This window comes from Amycolatopsis acidiphila (assembly GCF_021391495.1).
In the GTDB taxonomy this organism is placed as follows: domain Bacteria; phylum Actinomycetota; class Actinomycetes; order Mycobacteriales; family Pseudonocardiaceae; genus Amycolatopsis_E; species Amycolatopsis_E acidiphila.
The window spans coordinates 2,084,690-2,104,170 of sequence record NZ_CP090063.1 but is presented as its reverse complement, the minus strand read 5'-3'; the positions used below and the strand labels follow the sequence as shown (position 1 = coordinate 2,104,170).

At 72.3% G+C, this 19,481-nt stretch carries 17 protein-coding genes; 6 read left to right on the top strand and 11 right to left on the bottom strand.

Annotated features, from left to right (window positions below; genetic code table 11):
- Positions 1–14: 14 nt before the first annotated feature.
- The gene (locus LWP59_RS10350) at positions 15–692 is read right to left on the bottom strand and encodes a glycoside hydrolase family 16 protein (protein ID WP_144642340.1); all 678 of its coding nucleotides are present in this window, start codon (positions 690–692) and stop codon (positions 15–17) included.
- Between the two features lie 46 nt (positions 693–738).
- On the opposite strand from LWP59_RS10350, the gene LWP59_RS10345 reads away from it, so the two are divergent.
- Positions 739–2,166 (top strand): bifunctional phosphatase PAP2/diacylglycerol kinase family protein, encoded by a 1,428-nt coding sequence (locus LWP59_RS10345; RefSeq protein WP_144642339.1) that lies wholly within the window; start codon positions 739–741, stop codon positions 2,164–2,166.
- A gap of 60 nt (positions 2,167–2,226) precedes the next feature.
- On the opposite strand, the gene LWP59_RS10340 is transcribed toward LWP59_RS10345, so the two are convergent.
- From LWP59_RS10340 to pruA, 4 genes are all read right to left on the bottom strand, one after another.
- Entirely contained in the window at positions 2,227–3,504 is a 1,278-nt protein-coding gene (locus LWP59_RS10340; protein ID WP_233459062.1) for an OFA family MFS transporter, read from the bottom strand.
- 465 nt (positions 3,505–3,969) lie between these two features.
- On the bottom strand, positions 3,970–4,695 hold the full coding sequence (locus tag LWP59_RS10335; RefSeq protein ID WP_144642337.1) for an alpha/beta hydrolase: 726 nt from the start codon (positions 4,693–4,695) through the stop codon (positions 3,970–3,972).
- A 144-nt stretch (positions 4,696–4,839) separates the two neighbouring features.
- Positions 4,840–5,766, bottom strand: a complete 927-nt coding sequence (locus LWP59_RS10330) for a proline dehydrogenase family protein (protein ID WP_144642336.1) — start codon at positions 5,764–5,766, stop codon at positions 4,840–4,842.
- Positions 5,767–5,779: 13 nt separating this feature from the next.
- The gene (gene pruA, locus LWP59_RS10325) at positions 5,780–7,405 is read right to left on the bottom strand and encodes an L-glutamate gamma-semialdehyde dehydrogenase (protein WP_191334779.1); all 1,626 of its coding nucleotides are present in this window, start codon (positions 7,403–7,405) and stop codon (positions 5,780–5,782) included.
- 61 nt (positions 7,406–7,466) lie between these two features.
- On the opposite strand from pruA, the gene LWP59_RS10320 reads away from it, so the two are divergent.
- The 3 genes from LWP59_RS10320 to LWP59_RS10310 are packed head-to-tail and all read left to right on the top strand — an operon-like array spanning position 7,467 to position 12,692.
- Positions 7,467–9,062 (top strand): PucR family transcriptional regulator, encoded by a 1,596-nt coding sequence (locus LWP59_RS10320; RefSeq protein WP_186383536.1) that lies wholly within the window; start codon positions 7,467–7,469, stop codon positions 9,060–9,062.
- A gap of 33 nt (positions 9,063–9,095) precedes the next feature.
- Positions 9,096–9,617, top strand: a complete 522-nt coding sequence (locus tag LWP59_RS10315; RefSeq protein WP_144643776.1) for a DUF6069 family protein — start codon at positions 9,096–9,098, stop codon at positions 9,615–9,617.
- Positions 9,618–9,650: 33 nt separating this feature from the next.
- Positions 9,651–12,692: a carboxyl transferase domain-containing protein gene (locus tag LWP59_RS10310; protein ID WP_222425714.1), complete on the top strand. Its 3,042-nt coding sequence runs from the start codon at positions 9,651–9,653 to the stop codon at positions 12,690–12,692.
- 21 nt (positions 12,693–12,713) lie between these two features.
- Here LWP59_RS10310 and LWP59_RS10305 read toward each other — a convergent pair whose 3' ends face one another.
- From LWP59_RS10305 to LWP59_RS10295, 3 genes are read right to left on the bottom strand one after another with little or no spacing between them, the layout of a single operon-like run.
- A complete protein-coding gene (locus tag LWP59_RS10305; RefSeq protein ID WP_229857263.1) occupies positions 12,714–13,904 on the bottom strand; it encodes a CaiB/BaiF CoA transferase family protein in 1,191 nt (396 codons plus the stop codon).
- Between the two features lie 11 nt (positions 13,905–13,915).
- On the bottom strand, positions 13,916–14,704 hold the full coding sequence (locus tag LWP59_RS10300; protein WP_144643779.1) for an HpcH/HpaI aldolase/citrate lyase family protein: 789 nt from the start codon (positions 14,702–14,704) through the stop codon (positions 13,916–13,918).
- Positions 14,701–15,534, bottom strand: a complete 834-nt coding sequence (locus tag LWP59_RS10295) for an FAS1-like dehydratase domain-containing protein (protein ID WP_144643780.1) — start codon at positions 15,532–15,534, stop codon at positions 14,701–14,703. Before LWP59_RS10295 ends, LWP59_RS10300 begins: the two co-directional genes overlap by 4 nt.
- 123 nt (positions 15,535–15,657) lie before the next feature.
- Between LWP59_RS10295 and LWP59_RS10290 the strand changes: the two genes are divergently transcribed.
- Both LWP59_RS10290 and LWP59_RS10285 read left to right on the top strand, forming a co-directional pair.
- Positions 15,658–16,845, top strand: a complete 1,188-nt coding sequence (locus LWP59_RS10290; protein ID WP_144643781.1) for an acyl-CoA dehydrogenase family protein — start codon at positions 15,658–15,660, stop codon at positions 16,843–16,845.
- Entirely contained in the window at positions 16,845–17,576 is a 732-nt protein-coding gene (locus tag LWP59_RS10285) for a GntR family transcriptional regulator (protein WP_144643782.1), read from the top strand. Before LWP59_RS10290 ends, LWP59_RS10285 begins: the two co-directional genes overlap by 1 nt.
- Here LWP59_RS10285 and LWP59_RS10280 read toward each other — a convergent pair.
- The 3 genes from LWP59_RS10280 to LWP59_RS10270 are packed head-to-tail and all read right to left on the bottom strand — an operon-like array spanning position 17,564 to position 19,445.
- A complete protein-coding gene (locus LWP59_RS10280) occupies positions 17,564–17,845 on the bottom strand; it encodes a DUF202 domain-containing protein (RefSeq protein ID WP_144643783.1) in 282 nt (93 codons plus the stop codon). The two genes, LWP59_RS10285 and LWP59_RS10280, sit on opposite strands and share 13 nt — an antisense overlap.
- Entirely contained in the window at positions 17,842–18,213 is a 372-nt protein-coding gene (locus LWP59_RS10275) for a YidH family protein (RefSeq protein ID WP_229857265.1), read from the bottom strand. Before LWP59_RS10275 ends, LWP59_RS10280 begins: the two co-directional genes overlap by 4 nt.
- A gap of 56 nt (positions 18,214–18,269) precedes the next feature.
- Complete coding sequence (locus LWP59_RS10270; protein ID WP_229857266.1) at positions 18,270–19,445, bottom strand: PucR family transcriptional regulator; 1,176 nt, start codon at positions 19,443–19,445, stop codon at positions 18,270–18,272.
- Positions 19,446–19,481: the final 36 nt, after the last annotated feature.

The following is a 19,481-nucleotide window of genomic DNA, read 5'->3' as shown; positions in this document are numbered from 1 at the left end:
ATGACAGCAGCAGATCACCCGGACTGCCGCACCCAGTCGATCTCCACGTCGGCCTCGCCCGACACCGGGCCAATACGGTTGACCTGCAACGCCAGGTGCATCGGCCCGCTCGGGAGGTGCTCGGTGTACACGTGCCACACCTGCCCGTCGACCGACACACGCACCGCCGAGGAGGTCCACTCGACGCCGTAGGTGTGCCACTGGCTCATGTCGACCCGGAAGTCGCCGGCGCGGTCGGACTCGTCGCTGTCCGACGGCCCGGCGTAGTGGATCCACGACCCGAACGACTGCCGGGTCGTGTCGTAGCACTCCAGCCAGTCGATTTCGCCCGCCTGCGGCCAGTCCTCGTCGTTCTGCGGCCAGAACAGGAACACCGGCGCCAGCCCGCGCCCCGCCGGCGCGGAGAACCGCGCCCGGACCTCCGCCTTCCCGTAGGTCTTCTGGGTGCGCGACGCGATCCCGCAGATCCCCGTATCGTCGGCGTGCAGGCGCAGCACCCCGCCCGAGACCGTGCACTGCGCGGCCCGCCAGGTCTCCCCCGACGCGTGGTTGTACCCGTCGTACGCGACCCAGCTCGCGCGGTCGAGCGACACGCCGTCGAAGTCGTCCGACACCACGGGCTGCGCCCCGCCCGAGCAACCCGCCACCAGCAACGACACAGCCGCGAGCACAACCCAGGTCCGCACCGTCACCGGCTGAGTAGATCACGATCGCCCCGGATTACGTAGGCTACAGCGCATGTGGCGAAGACTGCCCGCGGCCGATCGCTGGGTCCTGCGGCGACTGGGCGCGGCCGACACCCGCGCGCTGAGTGTGCTGCCCCCGCTGGGCCGCGCGGCGAACTACGGGCGGTTGTGGTGGGGTGTCAGCGCGGCGCTCGCCGCCACCGGCAACCGCCGCGCGCGGCGGGCCGGGCTGCGCGGCATGATCGCGCTGGGAGTGGCCAGCTTCGCCGCCAACGTGGTGAGCAAGCAGGCCGTCCGCCGCCCCCGGCCACCGCTCGAGCTGACCCCGGTCGGCCGCCGCCTGCGCCGGATCCCCGTCACCACCTCGTTCCCGTCGGGGCACTCCGCCTCGGCCGCCGCGTTCGCGACCGGCGTCGCCCTCGAATGGCCGCTGCTCGCCGTGCCGGTCGGCCTGCTCGCCGCGGGCGTCGGCGCCTCGCGCGTGGTCACCGGCGCGCACTACCCCACCGACGTGCTCGCCGGGTTCGCGCTCGGTGCGGGTGCCGGTGCCCTGACGATGTGGTGGTGGCCGCGCACCCCGGCCGGCCCCGCCGACGCCGCCCTGGTCGCCGCGCCCGCCGCGCCCACCGGCGAGGGCGTCATCGTGGTGGTGAACTCCGCCGCGGGCAGCACCAACGGCGATCTCGTGGACCTGCTCCGGCGGCGGCTGCCGGACGCGGAGATCGTCCAGCCCGAGGACGGCGCCGATCTCGCGAAGGTGCTGGCCGAGGCGGCCGAGCGCGGCCGCGTCCTCGGCGTCGCGGGCGGGGACGGTTCGATCAACATCGCCGCGAAGACCGCCGCCGAGCACGACGTCCCGCTGTTCGTGATCCCCGCCGGCACGCTCAACCACTTCGCCCGCGACCTGGGCGTGGAAAACGTCGAAGAGGCGATCTCCGCGGTGCAGGCCGGTGCCGCGAGCCGGATCGACCTCGGCTGCGTCGACGAGCACGTGTTCGTCAACACCTGCAGCACCGGGGTGTACACGGAACTGGTGCGCTACCGCGAGAAGTGGGAGAAACGGCTCGGGAAGTGGCCTGCCGTCCTGGTCGGCCTCGTGCACCTGCTGCGCCGGACCCAACCGCAGAACCTGGTGATCGACGGGCGGCGGCGCCGGGTGTGGATGGTGTTCGCGGGCAACGGCCAGTACCTGCCGCTCGGCTTCGCGCCGACGGCCCGCCCCCGGCTGGACGACGGGCTGCTCGACGTCCGGATCGTCGACGCCGAACGGCCGTTCGCCCGCACCCGGGTCGCGCTGGCGGTGCTGCTCGGCACGCTGCGCTGGTCCGGCCCCTACGAGGGCACCGCCGTGCGCGAGCTCGAGATCACCGCGCCCGACGGCCTGCTGTACCTGACCCTCGACGGCGAGTTCACCAGCGTCGACCCGGCAGTGCGGATCACCAAGCAGCCCCACGCGCTCACGGTGTACCGGCCCCGCTGACGACGAGACCGGGCGCCGCGCACCCGGGAAGTGTGCGCGGCGCCCGGTTCCGGGGCGAGCTCAGCTCGCGATCGCCGTGCCGCCGATCTCCTCGACGACGGGTTGGACGCGCCCGCTCCGCCTGCCCGGCTGCCGGAGGAAGAGGCTGAGCAGCGCCGCGAGCAGCGCGCACCCACCTGCGAGCAGATATGCCCCGGTGTAGCCCCAGGCCACGACCACGGCGGCGGCGACGCCACCACCGCCGATGCCGCCGACGAGCTTGGAGCTGTAGACGATCCCGTAGTTGGTGGCGTTGTGGTTCTCGCCGAAGTAGTCCGGCACGAGCGTGGCGAACAGCGGGTAGAACGCGCCACTGCCGAACCCGGTGAGGAACGCGGCCACCATGAACAGCCACAGGTTGTGCGTGTTGCCCGCGTACAGCACGCCGAACTGCGCGATCGCGGCGATCACCAGCACGATCGTCAGCGTCTGGCGCCTGCCGATCGTGTCGGAGACCCAGCCCACCAGTGCCCGGCCGGTTCCGTTGACGATCGAGAGCACCCCGGCCGACGACGCGACGACGAACGGGCCGAACCCGCTCTCCTTCGCGAACGGCACCTCGAAGTTGATGCCGAACAACGACACCATCCCGATGACCACCATGCAGACCCACATCAGCGGCAGCATCCCGCTGCGGATCGCCTCCATCGGCGCGAACTGGCGCACCGCGGGCGGGTTCTTGACGAGGCTGCGCACCGCCGCGGTGCGGCCGCCGGCCGACCAGCGCAGCGGGTCGATGTGCGCGGGCCACCAGTTCTTGGGCGGGTCCCTGAACATCAGCGCGCACACCAGCACGGCCGCGAGCATGTAGACGCCGACGACATCGAGGATCACCGACACGTTGCCCGGATGCATGAGGTAGGAGAACACGTAGATGATCGGCACGCTGCCGTAGGCGAAGGCGCCGTTGACGAAGCCCACGCGCGCGCCCCGCTTCTCCGGGTACCACTTGCCCACCATGTTGATGCAGGTGGCATAGACCAATCCGGCCCCGATCCCGCCGAGCACCGAGTACCCGACGAACGCGAGCGCGAGGTTGCCCACGTGCGCGATCGTGAAGTAGCCGATACCGCAGCAGATCGCCCCGGTCACCATGGCGGTGCGCGCGGAGACGATGCCCTTCTCCCGGAGCCGCCCGGCCGGGAACGCCACCCCGGCCTGGAAGACCGCCCAGATGCTGGCGAGCCAGAAAGCGTCGGTCAGCGTCCAGCCGTACCGATCCTCCAGGGTCTCCTCCACGGCTCCCCAGCCGTATTCGAAGGAGCTCACCGCGAACATGGCCACCCAGGGCAGCCACATCATCCACACCCGGGACCTGCCGAGAAGGGCTTGTGGCGACTCACCGACGCGGTAGGTCCGTCCGTTTTCGTCCGTTACTTCGGAATAGCCTGCAGGGCTTTGTTCCATGAGAGCCTCTTTCGACGCTGAAGCCGGCTTCCCTGGCCGCTGGTTCCCTTGTCCGCCACCGGACAACCGCAGTGCGCCCCGCGCGCCGACCGGCACTGCGAATGGTGGACACTGTAGGCTGTATACCGTATGTGGCCTTCCTAATGAATACGCCACCCGCGCGGCCCTGTCCAGCCTTCCGGCGTCGGGGAAAGGGAAAACCTGCCGATCTAGGGCACGCTTGACTGAAGTGTCTTGTTTGTCTAAAATAGCCGGTTTGCCCGGAACGGCGCTAGGAGCGTGTCAGGGGCTGGAGTGCGGGGCCGGCTCCGCGACGAGGTCCCGCACCGGGTCTGCTGCCGGCCTGACGGCCCGGCCTCACTTCAGGTGCCGGGCGAAGAACCGGTTCCCGGCGTCCCCCTCGAACTGCGGGACGCCGGTGTGCCCGCCCAGATTGGCGTGCAACGTCTTCTCCGTGGAGCCGAACGCGTCGAACAGGTCCAGGGCCAGCTGCCGGTCGTTTCCCTCGTCGTCCCACTGCAACAGCACGTGCAGCGGAATGGTGACCTGGCGGGCCTCCTCGAACATGGCGCGAGGCACGAAACTCCCGGCGAACAGAAGGGCGGCCGAGATGCGCGGCTCGACCACCGCCAGCCGGAGGCCGATGGCGATCACCCCTCCCGCGTACCCGACCGGGCCACCGATCTCGGGCAGCGAAAGGAGGACGTCCAGGACGGCCCGCCATTCCGGGACCGCCTTTTCCACCAGCGGAAGGACAAGCCGCTCGACGATCTCGTCGTCGACCGGCTCGCCGGCCGCCAGCGCCCGGCGCAGGTCGGCGCGGGCCTCCTCGGCGGCGGCGGAACGGGGTCGCTCACCGCTCCCGGGAAGCTCGATGGTGGCCGCGGCGAAGCCCTCCGCCGCGCAGTGCCGGCCCCGGGCCACCAGCCGCGGGTACATCTTGTGCAGTCCGCCGGGATGGCCGAGCAGGATCAGCGGGGCCGGTGCGGACCCCCGCGTCCACAGGATGCCGGGGACCTCACCGAGGGTGAATTCGCGTTCGAGGACACCGTCGTCGAAGCGCTGTTCGGAAGTGAATCGCATGGTCGTGCCTTTCGGGAGTGCTCGTGAACGGCGCTCCCGGACGACCTATCGTCCGACCGTGACCCCGGAGGGAAGCACCCATGTCGATACGTTCACGGGTACCACCTCCTCGTTCTCTCGCACGGCCTCCGGAAGACTAGCAGTTCAGCCGCGGCGCGTGAGCGCGCGCAGGAAGAACGCCATGTTCGCCGGGCGCTCGCCGAGCCTGCGCATGAAATAGGAGTACCACTCGGTGCCGTAGGGCACGTACACCCGCATCCGCAGCCCGCGCGCGGCCAGCTGTGCCTGCACCTGCGGCCGCACGCCGTAGAGCATCTGGAACTCGTACCCGTCGCGCGAGCGCCCGGCCTGCCCGGCCAGCCGCTCCCCGATCTCGATCAGCCGCGAGTCGTGGGTCGCGACCATCGGGTAGCCCTGGCCGGCCATCAGCACCTTGAGACAGCGGACGTACGAAGCGTCCACTTCGGACTTGTCACGGTAGGCGACCGAAGCCGGTTCGTCGTAGGCGCCCTTGCACAACCGAATGCGCGAACCCGGCCCGGCGAAGTCGGCGCAGTCGGCCTCCGTGCGCTTCAGGTACGCCTGCAGGACCGTGCCCGTGGCCGGGAAGTCCGCCCGCAGCGCGCGCACGATCGACAGCGTCGAGTCGGTGGTGGTGTGGTCCTCCATGTCCACCGTGACGGTCGTGCCCGCGGCTGCCGCCGCCTCGCAGATCCGCCGCGTGTTCTCCAGCGCGATCTTCTCGCCGTCCACCGCCAGTGCCTGGCCCAGTCCGGACAGCTTGACCGACACCTCCGCCTTGCCGCCGAGGCCTTCCGCGTCCAGTCGGGCGAGGACGGTCCGGTAGGCCTCGACGGTCTGTTCCGCCTGCGCGCGGTCGAGGGTGTCCTCGCCGAGGTGGTCGAAGGAGATCAGCCGGTCCGCGGCCAGCTCGTGCGCGACTCGGACGGCATCGTCCACGGCGGAGCCCGCGACGAACCTGTCCACGATCGGGCGCATGAGCGGGGTGCGCTCGACGACCGACCGGCAGCCGGCCGAGCGGGAGGCGGCGATCAACGCGGAGCGGAGCATGGTGGTTCCCCTCTCAGGACTGGTGCGGATAGCCGCTGGTCGTCGGCGGCCGCAGGTTCTCCTTGATCGAGCGGGGGCTGGCCCAGCGCTGGAGGTTGTAGATCGAGCCGGCCTTGTCGTTGGTGCCCGACGCGCGCGCACCTCCGAAGGGCTGCTGCCCGACCACCGCCCCGGTCGGCTTGTCGTTGACGTAGAAGTTGCCCGCCGCGAACCGCAGGGCCTCGCTCGCCTGGTGCACGGCAGCACGGTCGGTGGCGATCACCGCGCCGGTCAGGCCGTACGGCGCACCCTCGTCGACGTGGCGCAGGACCGCGGCGTAGTCGGCGTCGTCGTAGACGTGCACGGCGAGGACCGGGCCGAAGAACTCGGTGGAGAAGACCTCGTTCGACGGGTCCTCGCCCACGATCACGGTGGGGCGTACGAAGTAGCCCTCCGAGTCGTCGGCGCGGCCACCGGCGACCACGTCCACGTCCGCCGCCGCGTTCGCCCGCTTCAGCACGCCGTCCAGCCGGTCGAAGGCGCGGCGGTCGATCACCGCGCCGAGGAAGTTGCGGAAGTCGGTGACGTCGCCCATCGTCAGCGAGTCCACTTCGGACACCAGATCGTCCTTCAGCTTCGCCCACACCGACCGCGGTACGAAGGCACGCGAGGCGGCCGAGCACTTCTGGCCCTGGTACTCGAAAGCGCCGCGGACGAGCGCCGTGCGCAGCACGTCGACATCGGCGGACGCGTGCGCGACCACGAAGTCCTTGCCGCCGGTCTCCCCCACCAGCCGCGGATAGGTGCGGTAGCCGGCGAGGTTGGCGCCGACCGTCGACCACAGGTGCTGGAAGGTCTTGGTGGAGCCGGTGAAGTGGATGCCGGCGAGCGCGGGGTCGGCGAGCACCACGTCCGACACGGCGAGGCCGTCGCCGGGGAGCAGGTTGAGCACGCCCGGCGGCAGGCCTGCCTCTTCGAGCAGCCGCATGGTCAGGTGCGCGGCGAGGCCCTGCGTGGGCGAGGGCTTCCAGATGACCGTGTTGCCCATCAGCGCGGGCGCGGTCGGCAGGTTTCCGGCGATGGCGGTGAAGTTGAACGGGGTGACCGCGTAGACGAAGCCCTCGAGCGGGCGGTAGTCGGTGCGGTTCCAGGTGCCGGGCCCGCTCTGCGGCTGCTCGGCGTGGATCTGGCGGGCGAAGTGCACGTTGAACCGCCAGAAGTCGGCCAGCTCGCACGCCGAGTCGATCTCGGCCTGCACGACCGTCTTCGACTGGCCGAGCATCGTCGCGGCGTTCATCGTGTCGCGCCACGGGCCGGACAGCAGGTCGGCAGCGCGGAGCAGGACCGCGGCGCGCTCGTCGAAGGGCAGCTCGCGCCAGCTCCGGGCGGCGCGCAACGCGGCGGCGACCGCGGCCTTCGCGTCCTCGTGCGTCGAGTTGTGCATCGTGCCGAGGACGTGCGCGTGGTTGTGCGGCTGCACCACGTCGATCGGCGCACCACCCGCCATCCGCTGCTCGCCGTCGATGGTGGCCGTCAGCTCGAACTCCTGGCCGGCGAGCTCGGCCAGTTTCGCGGTCAGGCTCGCTCGTTCCGGCGAGCCGGGGGCGTAGTCGCGGGCCGGCTCGTTGCTCGGCGCGGGCGGGTGGGTCAGGGCGTCCATGCGGCAAGGCTAGGCAGCGAACCGGCCTCTCCGGACTGGCCGATCGGCTACTGTTGCGCGTATGGCATTGTCCGATCGCACAAGCCTGGGCCTGCCGCTGCGGCAGCTGCTCCTCGCGGTCGGCGAACCGCTGCTGGAGCGCGTCGCGGGCAGCCTCGACACGCTGGTCCAGGGCGTCGGCATCTTCGACCCCGACGACGAGGTGGGCGCCTTCCCCGGCGAGCTGGTGCTGGTGGTGGGCGCACGCGGACGGGAGGCCGTGCGGTCGGTGCGGGCCGCCGCACGGGCGGGCGCGGCGGCGGCCGTGGTGAAGAACGACGGCAGGCTCGACGACCTGCGCGCCGCCGCCGAGGACAGCGGGATCGCGCTGCTGACCGTCCGGCCGCGGATGCGCTGGGACCAGCTGCAGACCCTGCTGCGCGAGGTGCTGGAGGCGGCGAACCTGGCCGCGGAGTCCCCCGCCGAGGGCGGCGACCTGTTCGCGCTGGCGCAAACGGTTGCGGTGCTGACCTCCGGCAGCGTGACCATCGAGGACGCGGGCAACCGGGTGCTCGCCTACTCGCGTTCCGACGACGAGATCGACGAGCTGCGCAGGTTGTCGATCCTGGGCTGGGAAGGCCCCGAGCAGTACCTGGCCCTGCTGCGCGAATGGGGCGTGTACCAGCGGCTGCGCTCGGGCGAGGAGGTCGTGCGCGTCGACGAGCGGCCGGAGCTGGGGATCCGGCGGCGGCTCGCGGTCGGCATCCGCGCGGGCACCCAGCACCTCGGCACGATCTGGGTGCAGGAGGGCGCGCGGCCGTTCGCCGAGCGCGCGGAAAGCGCTCTCCTCGGCGCCGCGCGGCTCGCGGCCGTGCAGCTGCTGCGGCGGCGGTCGCCGAGCGTGCGGCCGCGGGAGGATCTGGTCGAGGGGTTGCTCGAAGGGCGGGTCAGTGCGGACCTGGTGGCGGGCCAGCTCGGCCTGGACCCGTCGGCCCCGGCCGCCGTGCTGGCGTTCGCGGCACGCGAGATCGAGCGCGACCGCTCCGAGCACGAGCTGCACCAGCTGGAGATCAGCAACGTCGTATCGGTGCATGCGACCTCGTACCGGCGAGGTGCGCTCGTCGGCACGGTGGGCTCGCGGGTGTACGCGGTGCTGCCCGAGGCCGGCTCGTCGCTGACCACGCTCGCCGGGCACGTCGTCGGCGTGCTGCGCCGCGCCGGGGTCCGGGCGCAGGCGGGCATCGGCTCCGTGGCGCCGGCGCTGGGCGACGTGGTGACCTCCCGGCACGAGGCCGACCGCGTGCTCGACGCGATGGCGCGCACCCCGGAGCGCGACATGGCGACGATCTCCGACCTGCGTGCCGAGATCCTGCTCGACGAGACGCTGTCGCTGGTGGAGGCGAACCCGGACCTGCGCGACCCGGCGGTGACCGCCCTCGTCGGGCACGACGCCGAGCACGGAACGGAGCTGGTGCCGTCCCTGCTGGCGTACCTCGAAGCGCTCGGCGACGTCCGCGCCGCCGCGACGGACCTGCACATCCACCCCAACACCCTCCGGCACCGTCTCCGCCGGGTGACCGCCGTGAGCGGGCTGCACCTCGACGACCCGCGCGAACGCCTGGTCTGCCACCTGCAACTGCTGCTCGCCACGCGTTTACCGGGAACGCGCCGCGGGTAGTACTGGCGGGTCGTCTCGGTGGGAGGGAACACAATGAGCGACTACAGCCAGCAGGTTCGGCTCGACCCGGCCCGGCTGTGGGCCGGCGGCGTCGCCACGGCGCTCGTCGCGGCACTGGTCGCGATCGTGGGCATCCTCATCGCGCGAGGGCTCGCCGGGGTCGCGATCCTCGCGCCCAAGGGCTCCGGCCTGTGGGGCAACGCGAACACCGCCACCTACGCGATCGTGTCCGCGCTCGTCGCGCTCGCCGCCACCGGGCTGATCCACCTGCTCTCGGTCGCCACCCCGAAGCCGACCACGTTCTTCGGCTGGATCATGGTCCTGCTGACGCTGATCGCCGTCGTGCTGCCGCTGAGCCTGGCGGTCAGCTACGAGACCAAGATCGCCACCGCGCTGCTGAACCTGGTGATCGGCCTCGTCGTCACGCTGCTGTTGATCAGCACGGCCGGCAGTGCGCTCAAGCGCGCCAACAAGCAGGTCGCCGCCGCGCCGCCGGTGCGCGAGTGGGACCAGACCCGGCCGTACGACCAGGGTTCGTCCTACTACGACCGTTGACAGCCGCCCGCCGGGCCGGAGACGCTGCGAGGCGTGAACCGCCTGTTGATCGCCAATCGTGGTGAAGTGGCGGTCCGCGTGCTGCGCGCGGCCGCCGATCTCGATCTCGACGCGGTGGCGGTGTACGCCGAGGACGACGCGGAGGCGTTGCACGTCCGGCTCGCCGAGAACGCCGTGCGCCTTCCCGGCACCGGCCCCGCCGGCTATCTCGACGGCGCGGCCCTGCTCGCCGCGGCCCGGTCCTCCGGTTGCGACGCGGTCCACCCCGGCTACGGGTTCCTGTCGGAGAACGCCGATTTCGCCCGCGCCTGCCAGGAAGCCGGGCTCACCTGGGTGGGCCCGGACCCCGGCACGCTCGAACTGCTCGGTGACAAGACCCGCGCCCGGGCGCTGGCCAGGGAGCTGGGCATCCCGGTGCTCGACGGCGGCGGCGTCGAGGGGGCCGAGGCGTTCCTCGCCGCGGGCTCGGCGGTGATGATCAAGGCCGTCGCGGGCGGCGGCGGGCGCGGGATGCGGGTCGTGCGGCCGGGCGAGGATCTCGCCGAAGCGGTGCGCCGGTGCCGTTCCGAGGCGCGGACGGCGTTCGGCGACGACGAGGTGTTCGTGGAGCGGTATCTGCCGCGCGCCCGGCACATCGAGGTCCAGCTGCGCGACGACGTCGTGCTGGGCGACCGCGACTGCAGTCTCCAGCGGCACAGGCAGAAGCTGGTCGAGATCGCGCCCGCGCCCGGGCTGGCCGCGGAGACCCGGCAGGCGCTCGCGGGCGCGGCCACGGCGCTCGCCCGCCGCGCGGGCTACCGCGGGCTCGGCACGGTCGAGTTCCTGGTCGCCGACGGCGAGTGGTACTTCCTCGAGGTCAACCCGCGCCTGCAGGTCGAGCACACGGTGACCGAGGAGGTCACCGGCCTGGACCTCGTGCGGCTGCAGCTGACCGGCGAACGGATCACGGAAACCCCCGTGCCGCAAGGATTCGCGATCCAGGCCCGCGTGCACGCCTCCGGGCGGCTGGACGCGTACGAGCCGCCCGGTGGGCGGGGGCTGCGGGTCGACGGCTGCGGCTACTCCGGCTACCGGCTCAACCCGCGGTACGACCCGACGCTCGCGAAGGTCATCGCGCACGACGTGACGCTGGAGGGAGCGGCGCGCCGGCTTCGACGCGCCCTCAAGGAGTTCCGCGTCGAAGGCGCCGCGACCAATCGCGAGCTGCTGCGGGACCTGTTGTCCCGCCCGGAAGTCGGCAACGCGCACACGACGTTCGTCGACGAGGTGCTGCCCGAGGCGCCGGCGGTCGAGCAGGACGCGGCCGTGGTGACCGCGCCGATGACCGGCACGGTCGTCGAGGTGCACCGGTCCGCGGGCGAGGCGGTGGCGAGCGGGGCGGTGCTGCTCGTGCTCGAGGCGATGAAGATGGAACATCCCGTCGTCGCCCAGACCGGCGGGGTGATCGCCGAGCTGCTGGTCAAGCCGGACGACGTCGTCACGGCGGGCCAGCGGCTCGCCGTCCTGACCCCGGGCGAGGTCGCGGCGGAGGAGGGCGGCGGCTCGCAGGAGCTGGATCTCGACACGCCCCGCCCGGACCTCGCCGCATTGCGGGAACGCCGTGCGCTGACGCTGGACGACGCCCGTGGGACCAAAGTGGACAGTTGGCACGCGGCGGGCCGTCGCACCGCGCGGGAGAACATCGCGGACCTGTGCGAGGACTTCGTCGAGTACGGCGGGCTCGCGATCGCGGCGCAGCGACGGCGGCGCAGTGCCGAGGACCTGATGGCGAACACGCCCGCGGACGGCCTGGTCGGCGGCGTCGGCACGATCGACGGGCACCGGGTGATCGCGATGTCCTACGACTACCTGGTGCTCGCCGGGACGCAGGGGCAGCGCGGGCACGCGAAGAAGGACCGGTTGTTCGAACTGGCCGAGCAGGCGCGGCTGCCGGTGGTGCTGTTCGCCGAGGGCGGTGGCGGGCGCCCGGGCGACACCGACGGCAGCGGCGTGACCGGGCTGGACTGCATGGCGTTCGCGCTCTACGCCCGGTTGAACGGCAAGGTGCCGCTGGTCGGCATCGCGTCCGGGCGGTGCTTCGCTGGAAACGCCGCGCTGCTGGGATGTTCGGACGTGGTGATCGCGACGCCCGAGGCGTCGATCGGCATGGGCGGCCCGGCGATGATCGAGGGCGGCGGGCTCGGGGTGTTCCATCCCGACGAGGTCGGCCCGACCGGCGTGCAGCGGACGAACGGCGTGATCGACCTGATGGCCGAGGACGACGCCGACGCCGTGCGGCTCGCGCGGCGGTACCTGCCGTACTTCCAGGGCCCGGCCGCGACGTGGGAGGCGCCGGACCAGCGGTTGCTGCGGCACGCGGTGCCGGAGAACCGGTTGCGGGTGTACGACGTCCGGCGGGTGATCGACGGGTTGTCCGATGTGGACTCCGTGCTGGAGCTGCGGCGCGACTTCGGCCAGGGCGCGATCACGGCGCTGGTCCGGGTGGCGGGGCGGCCGCTCGGGCTGATCGCGAACAACCCGGCGCACCTGGGTGGCGCGATCGACTCCCCCGCGGCGGACAAGATCGCGCGGTTCCTGCAGCTGTGCGATGCCTACGGGTTGCCGGTGCTGTCCCTGTGCGACACGCCGGGGTTCATGGTCGGCCCGGACGCCGAGCGCACCGCGACGGTGCGGCACGTGAGCCGGATGTTCGTCAACGCCGCGGGACTGTCGGTGCCGTTCGGCACGATCGTGTTGCGCAAGGGGTACGGCCTCGGCGCGCAGGCAATGGCCGCGGGTGGTTTCCGGGTGCCGCGGTTCATCGTGTCGTGGCCGACGGGCGAGTTCGGCCCGATGGGCCTGGAGGGCGCCGTCCGGCTCGGCTACCGCAAGGAGCTCGCGGCGATCGGCGATCCGGCCGAGCGGCAGGCGCGCTTCGAGGAGATGGTGGCGGCGGAGTACGCCCGCGGCAAGGCGACGAACGTGGCCTCCGCGTTCGAGATCGACGACGTCATCGACCCGGCCGAGTCGCGCCACTGGATCAGCACGCTCCTGACCCCGGGCACCCCGAAGGCGCGGGTCGTGGACACGTGGTGAGGGTTGGCGGCAATCCCGGGGTCACCCCGTGAAGACGACTCCGCGCTCCGACAGCCCCGCGATCTCCGCCTCCCCGCACCCCAACTCCGCGAGGACCGCGGCCGTGTGCTGACCGTGCGCCGGGACCGGGCCCATGCTCGCCTCCGTGTCGGCGAACGTCGTCGGCGGGAGCATCGCCTGGATCGGCCCCACCGGCGTCTCGACGGAGCGCCAGCGGTCGCGTTCGGACAGTTGCGGATGCTCGATCAGCTGCCGCACCGTGTTCAACCGCGCGGAGGCGATGCCCGCCTCGTCCAGGCGGCGGACCAGCTCGTCCGCCGGGAAGGCCTTCGTGCCCGCCGCGACGATCGCGTCGACCTGCGCGCGGTTGCGCACCCGGGCCACGTTCGTCGCGAACTCCGGGTCCACCGCCAGCTCCGGCCGCCCCAGCACGTCCGTCACCAGCCGTACCCAGCCGCGGTCGTTCTGGATCCCGATCAGCACCTCGGTCCCGTCCGCCGCCGGGTACGCGTCGTACGGGGCGATCACCGGATGGCTCAGGCCGGCCCGCGGCGGCTGCTCCCCCGTGTGCGCGGCCAGGTACAGCGGATGCCCCATCCACTCCGCGACCGCGTCGAGCATGGACACCTCGATGTGCGCGCCCTCGCCCGTCCGCCCGCGCCGCACCAGCGCCGCGAGCACCCCGGAGTACGCGTACATCCCCGCCCCGATGTCCGCCGTCGGGATGCCCGTCTTGGCCGGCGCCTCCGGCGTGCCGGTGATCGACACCAGCCCACCTTCGCTCTGCACCAGCAGGTCGTACGCCTTCCGGTCCCGGTACGGACCCGACGAGCCGTATCCCGACATGTCGACAACGACCAGCTCCGGGCGCCCGGCCCGCAGCTGCGCCGCCGACAACCCGAGCCGCGCGGCCGCCCCGGGCGCCAGGTTCTGCACGAACACGTCCGCGCGTTCGATCAGCGCCCGCAGCAGCGCCAGCCCCTCCGCGCTCTTCACGTCCAGCGACACGGACTCCTTGCCGCGGTTGAGCCACACGAAGTGCGAGCCCATCCCGCGCACGGAACTGTCGTACGCGCGGGCGAAGTCCCCGCCGTCGACCCGTTCGATCTTCAGCACCCGCGCGCCCAGGTCCGCCAGGTGCCGGGTCGCGAGCGGCGCGGCCACGGCCTGTTCCAGGCTGACGACGGTGAATCCCTCCAGCGGCAGCGCCACCCCAGGCCTCCTCATTGCTGCGCGAGCAACCGCCGCGCCCGTTCCAGCACCGGCCGGTCCACCATCTGACCGTCCACGGCGGACACCGACTCGCCCGCCTCCAGCACCCGGCGCGCCCAGGCGAGCTCCGCCTCCGTGGGCGCGAAACCCTTGCGCACAGCCGCGACCTGCTTCGGGTGGATACACAGCTTGCCGCCGAAGCCCAGCCGCCGGGCGTGCTGGATGTCGGCTTCGAGCACGTTCTCGTCACCGAGATCCGTGGTGACACCGTCGATCGGCGGCGCGATCCCGTTGGCGGTGCTGGCCAGCACCAGCCGGGACCGGGCGTAGCCGAGCGCGATCTCGTCGTCGTGCCGGACACCGAGCTGGGTCGCGAGATCGACGCTGCCGAAGGCGACCCGCGCGACGTTCTTGACCGCGCACAACGCCGTCGCCGCCTCGATCCCGGCGGCGGTCTCGATGATCGGGACCAGCGGCGCCTCGATGCCCGCGAGCACCGACGGGTCCTCGGCCTTGGGCAGCACGACCGGGCAGCCGCGGCGCGCCACCACCGCCAGGTCGGCCTCGAACTCGGGCGTGTCACTGCCGTTGATCCGGACCAGGGCTTTGCCACCACGGGAAAGCCACTCGTCGACGTGCTCGCGGGCGGCATCCTTGTCAGCGGGCGCGACGGCGTCCTCGAGGTCGAGGATGACGCCGTCCGCACCGGAGGCGACGGCCTTGTCGAAGCGGTCGGGCCGGTGGCCCGGCACGAACAGCAGGGCCCGCGCGGCGACGATCTGTCCGAACTGGACGGTCATGCGAAGCTCACCTCGGCCGTCGCACTGCGTTCCTCCCTGGCGGTCGCGATGCGCAGGCTCGCCCCGCCGTTCTCCGGACCGCCCAGCGCCCGCAGGTGCTCCCCGGCGAAGACCGGGCGGCGCAGCCGGTAGGACAGCGAGCGCACCTGCTTGTCCCGCACCAGCTCCAGCATCAGCAGCACCAGCAACGGCCCGTGCACCACGAGCCCCGGGTAGCCCTCGACCTCGCGCACGTACGGCTCGTCGTAGTGGATGCGGTGCGCGTTCGCCGTCAGCGCGCTGATCCGGAACAGCAACCGCGAGTCGGGTCGCAGGGCGAGCTGCCACTCCGCATCGGACTCCGGCGCCTCCTCCGCGCTCGCCGAAAGCATTCCGCGCCGCCGCTCGTCCTCACCCGAACGGTAGACGATGTCCTGTTCCTCGACGACGCACAGCCGCGAGTCCTGGCTGATCTCGTGCCGCACGGTCACGAACATCATCTCGCCGGTGCTGCCCTGCTTGACCGTGACCTCGCCGAGGCTGCTGACCCGCTCGGCAGGCGTGCCGGGCACCAGCGGCCGCTGCACCTCGAGCCTGCCACCGGCGAACATCCGGCGGCGGTCCGGGATCGGCGGCAGGAAGTGGCCGTCACGGGGGTGGCCATCCTCGCCGAGCTCCCCCTGCGCGGGCCAGTCGAGGAAGTACAGCCAGTGCCACAGCGGCGGCAGCGCCCCGCCGGGCGGCGGCTGGTCGAACACCGCGGACAGCGCGGCGGCGGGGCCGGGGGGCAGCTCGTCGGCCGAGGTCACCGGGCCCGGCCGCCAGTCCACCACGTGCGCGCCCAGGTCCATGCCACTCCTTCGTTTCGGCCGTACAAAGCTCCGGTCAGTGTGTGTCGGGGACGGCGTTCTCGTCAACCTTTCCCAGAGGCGGGCCATTGACCGGCACCAGGATTTGGCCGTACAAATAACGACATGAGCACCCTCGACAGTCTGAGCCAGGACGAGCAGCTGGCGGTCGGCACCGTGCGCGAGTTCGTCGACAAGGAGGTCCGGCCGGTCGCCCGGGAGCTCGAACACGCCAACACCTATCCCGAACGGCTCATCGACCAGATGAAGGAGCTGGGGATCTTCGGCCTGGCGATCCCCGAGGAGTACGGCGGCACACCGGTGTCCACGCCCTGCTACGTGCTGATCACCGAGGAGCTGGCGCGCGGCTGGATGAGCCTCGCGGGCGCGATGGGCGGGCACACGGTGGTGTCGAAGCTGCTGCTGCACTTCGGCACCGACGAGCAGAAGCAGTCCTACCTGCCGCGGATGGCGACCGGCGAACTGCGTGCGACCATGGCGCTGACCGAGCCGGGCGGTGGCTCCGACCTGCAGGCCATGCGGACTGTCGCCCGCCGCGAGGGCAGTGGGGGCGTAGCCGGCGGGGGAGAGTACGTCGTCAACGGCACCAAGACCTGGATCACCAACTCCCGCCGCTCGGGCCTGATCGCGTTGCTGTGCAAGACCGATCCCGCCGCCGAGCCCAAGCACAAGGGCGTGTCGATCCTGCTCGCCGAGCACGGTCCCGGCCTGACGGTCTCGCGTGACCTGCCCAAGCTCGGCTACAAGGGCGTCGAGAGCTGCGAGCTGGCGTTCGAGGACTACCGGGTGCCCGCCGGACGGCTGCTCGGCGGCGTCGAGGGCAAGGGCTTCGCGCAGATGATGAAGGGCCTGGAGACCGGTCGCCTGCAGGTCGCGGCCCGGGCGCTGGGCGTCGGGCGGGCCGCGTTCGAGGACGCCCTGCGGTACGCGCAGGAGCGCGAGTCGTTCGGCAAGCCGATCTGGCAGCACCAGTCGGTCGGCAACTACCTCGCGGACATGGCCACCTCGCTCACCGCCGCCCGGCAGCTCACGCTGCACGCCGCCCGCGAGGCCGACGCCGGGCGCCGGGTCGACATGGAAGCCGGGATGGCGAAGCTGTTCGCGTCGGAGACCGCGATGCAGATCGCGCTGAACGCCGTGCGCATCCACGGCGGCTACGGGTATTCGACCGAGTTCGACGTCGAGCGCTACTTCCGGGACGCGCCGCTGATGATCGTCGGCGAGGGCACGAACGAGATCCAGCGCAACGTCATCGCCCGGCAGCTGGTCAGCCGGGGCGGCCTGGACGCCTGATGGCCGACAGCGCGTACGTCCGCCTCGCCCGCGAGCTGCGCGACGCCATCCTGCGGCACGAGTTCCCCGACGGCGTGCGCCTGCCCACCGAAGCCGAGCTCGCCGACAGCCACCGGGTCAGCCGCCAGACCGTGCGCCGCGCGTTCCAGGACCTGGTGGCCGAGGGCATGGTGTACCGGGTGCCGGGACGTGGCACGTTCGCCGCGCCCACCGAGGAGCAGTACCTGCGGCAGTTCGGCTCGATCGAGGACCTGATGGGCCTGTCGATCGACACCGAGATGCGGGTGGTCGCGCCGCTGCGGCGGCAGATCGAGGTGGACGCGGCGGGCAGGCTGCGGCTGCACTCGGACCGGGTGGGCAGGCTGGAGTTCCTGCGCGTGCACGAGGAGATCCCGTTCTGCCTCACCACGATGTTCCTGCCGCCAGCCGTCGCGAAACTGCTGGAGTCCGCGCCCGAGGTCACCGAACCGGGCGCGCGCAGCCGGGCGACGATCATCGGCCTGCTCGAAGGCCGGCTGCCCGACCCGATCACCGAGGCCGAGCAGAGCGTGACCGTCGGCCTCGCCACGCCCGAGATCGCCGAGCAGCTGGGTTGCGAGGTCGGCAGGCCGCTGCTGCGGATCGACCGGCTGTACCTCTCGTCCTCCGGCCAGCCGGTGGAGCTCGCGATCAGCCACTTCCTGCCGGAGCACTACTCCTACCGGGTCCGGTTGCGGCGTCACCCGTCGTAGTGCAGCAGCAGGTGGACCACCGTGCACAGCCCCGAGGCCACCACCGCGCCCGTCACCAGCGTCAACCGCGTCCACGCGCTGGGCGTCGCCCTGGCGGCGAGCGCCGAGAGCGGCACCGCCAGGGCCGCGCACGCGCCGGCCGCGATCCCCCACGCCGAACCGTGCACGACGCCGTCGCGCACCAGCAGCACGGCCACGACGGCCGCGGCCAGCCCGGTCCGCTGCCAGGCCAGCGCGGTGCGCTCGGGTTGCAGCCCCCGATCGCTCATCGCGGATGCGTCAGCACGAGCACGAGCACCACGACCCCGCACAGCGCCGCGGCCCAGCCGACCACGAACGGCAGCCAGGTCATCGGCAGCGGCCTGCCGTTGCGCATCGCGCGCTGCACCCGCGCCCACCGCCGGTAGGAGAACGCCGCGAGCACGGTGCCGGTGACGGCCAGCAGCACGGCCAGCCCGGTCCGCAGCCCGGCGACGCTGAACGGCGGCACGAGCTGGGCGAGCGCGACCGCACCCGCCAGCAGCGCGAGTGCGGTGCGCAGCCAGGCGAGGAAGGTGCGTTCGTTGGCCAGGGTGAACCGGTAGTCCGGTTCCTGTCCCTCCTCGTACCAGTGCGGGCGACGCTTCATGTCCGGCATGATCGCCCACGGTAGGCGTTGCCCGGTCGGCGTGGCGCCGGCCGGGGCGGTCGTGCTCAGTACCCGATACCCAGCAGGTCGAGCGCCCGTAGCGCGGCCTCGATCTCGAACCGCGCCGCCGGGTCGTGCAGGTCCCCGCCGAACGCGTCCTCGATCTGGCGCATCCGGTAGCGCACCGTCCGCGGATGCACCCGCAGCTTCGTCGCCGCCTCCTGCACGTTGCCCTGCGCCTGCAGCCAGGCGAACAACGTGCCGGCCAGCCGCGCGCGCTGCTTTGGCGGGAACCCGTTGAGCGGGGTGAGCCGCCGCTTGGTGACCTGCTTGAGCAGGGCCGGATCGCTGAGCAGCCACAGCGTGGACCAGTGCTCGGCACACACCGTCACCGGCACGTCGGGCAGCACCCCGTCCGCGACCAGGCGCAGCGCCTGCCGGGCCCAGCGCAGCGAAGCCGGCGCCTCGGCGACCGGCACGGTCGGCCCGACCGCCACCCGCGCGCCGTGGAAGGCGGCGGACAGCCGCTGCAGCCGGTCGCTGGTCACCGGGCCGGGCAGCAGCAGGCACGGCTCGGGTTCGCGCAGGTCGGCGAGCACGTCGGGACCCAGCACGGGGTCCGGGCGCAGGTGCCCGCTGGGCTCGGCGTCGATCGCCACCAGTGCGCACTGCTCGGGCACGGTCCAGCCGATGGTCCGCGCGAGGTCGGCCACGGCGGAGACCGAGGCGCCGGGCCGGTTGAGCATCAGCTGCAGCAGCCTGCGGCGCATGCCGCGCCCGGCGTCGGAGGCCTGGGCCTGCACCTCGCGATAGCCCCGCACCGCCACCCCGGCCAGCTCGTCGAGGAAGACGAACAGCCGGTCCGCCAGCCACGACACGTCCACCGCGGGCAGCGAGCGCTGCTGTTCGACCCTGGCCACCCGGCGCCAGGCGACCCGGCCGCCGACCCGCAGCGCCGCGTGCAGCTGATCGAGCGTGCGGCCCGAATGCCCTTCGGCACGGCCGACGCCGCGGAAGACGCGTTCGGCGTCGGTACGCGCCGGCTGCGAATGTTCGAGCAGATCGACGAACAGCTTGACCGCGTACTGCACCCGCTCCCGCAACACCCCGGCGTGCGCGTCGTCGAGCGGGCGGCCGTATTCGGGCACGGCCCGCCGGATCTCGCGCGTCATCTCCTCGACGAGGCCGGGCAGTTCGGGGCGCAGCAACGCGGCCAGCCGGCGTCTTCGTTCCTCCAGCACGCCTGGACGACCACCTTCCACGACAACTCGTTCCGC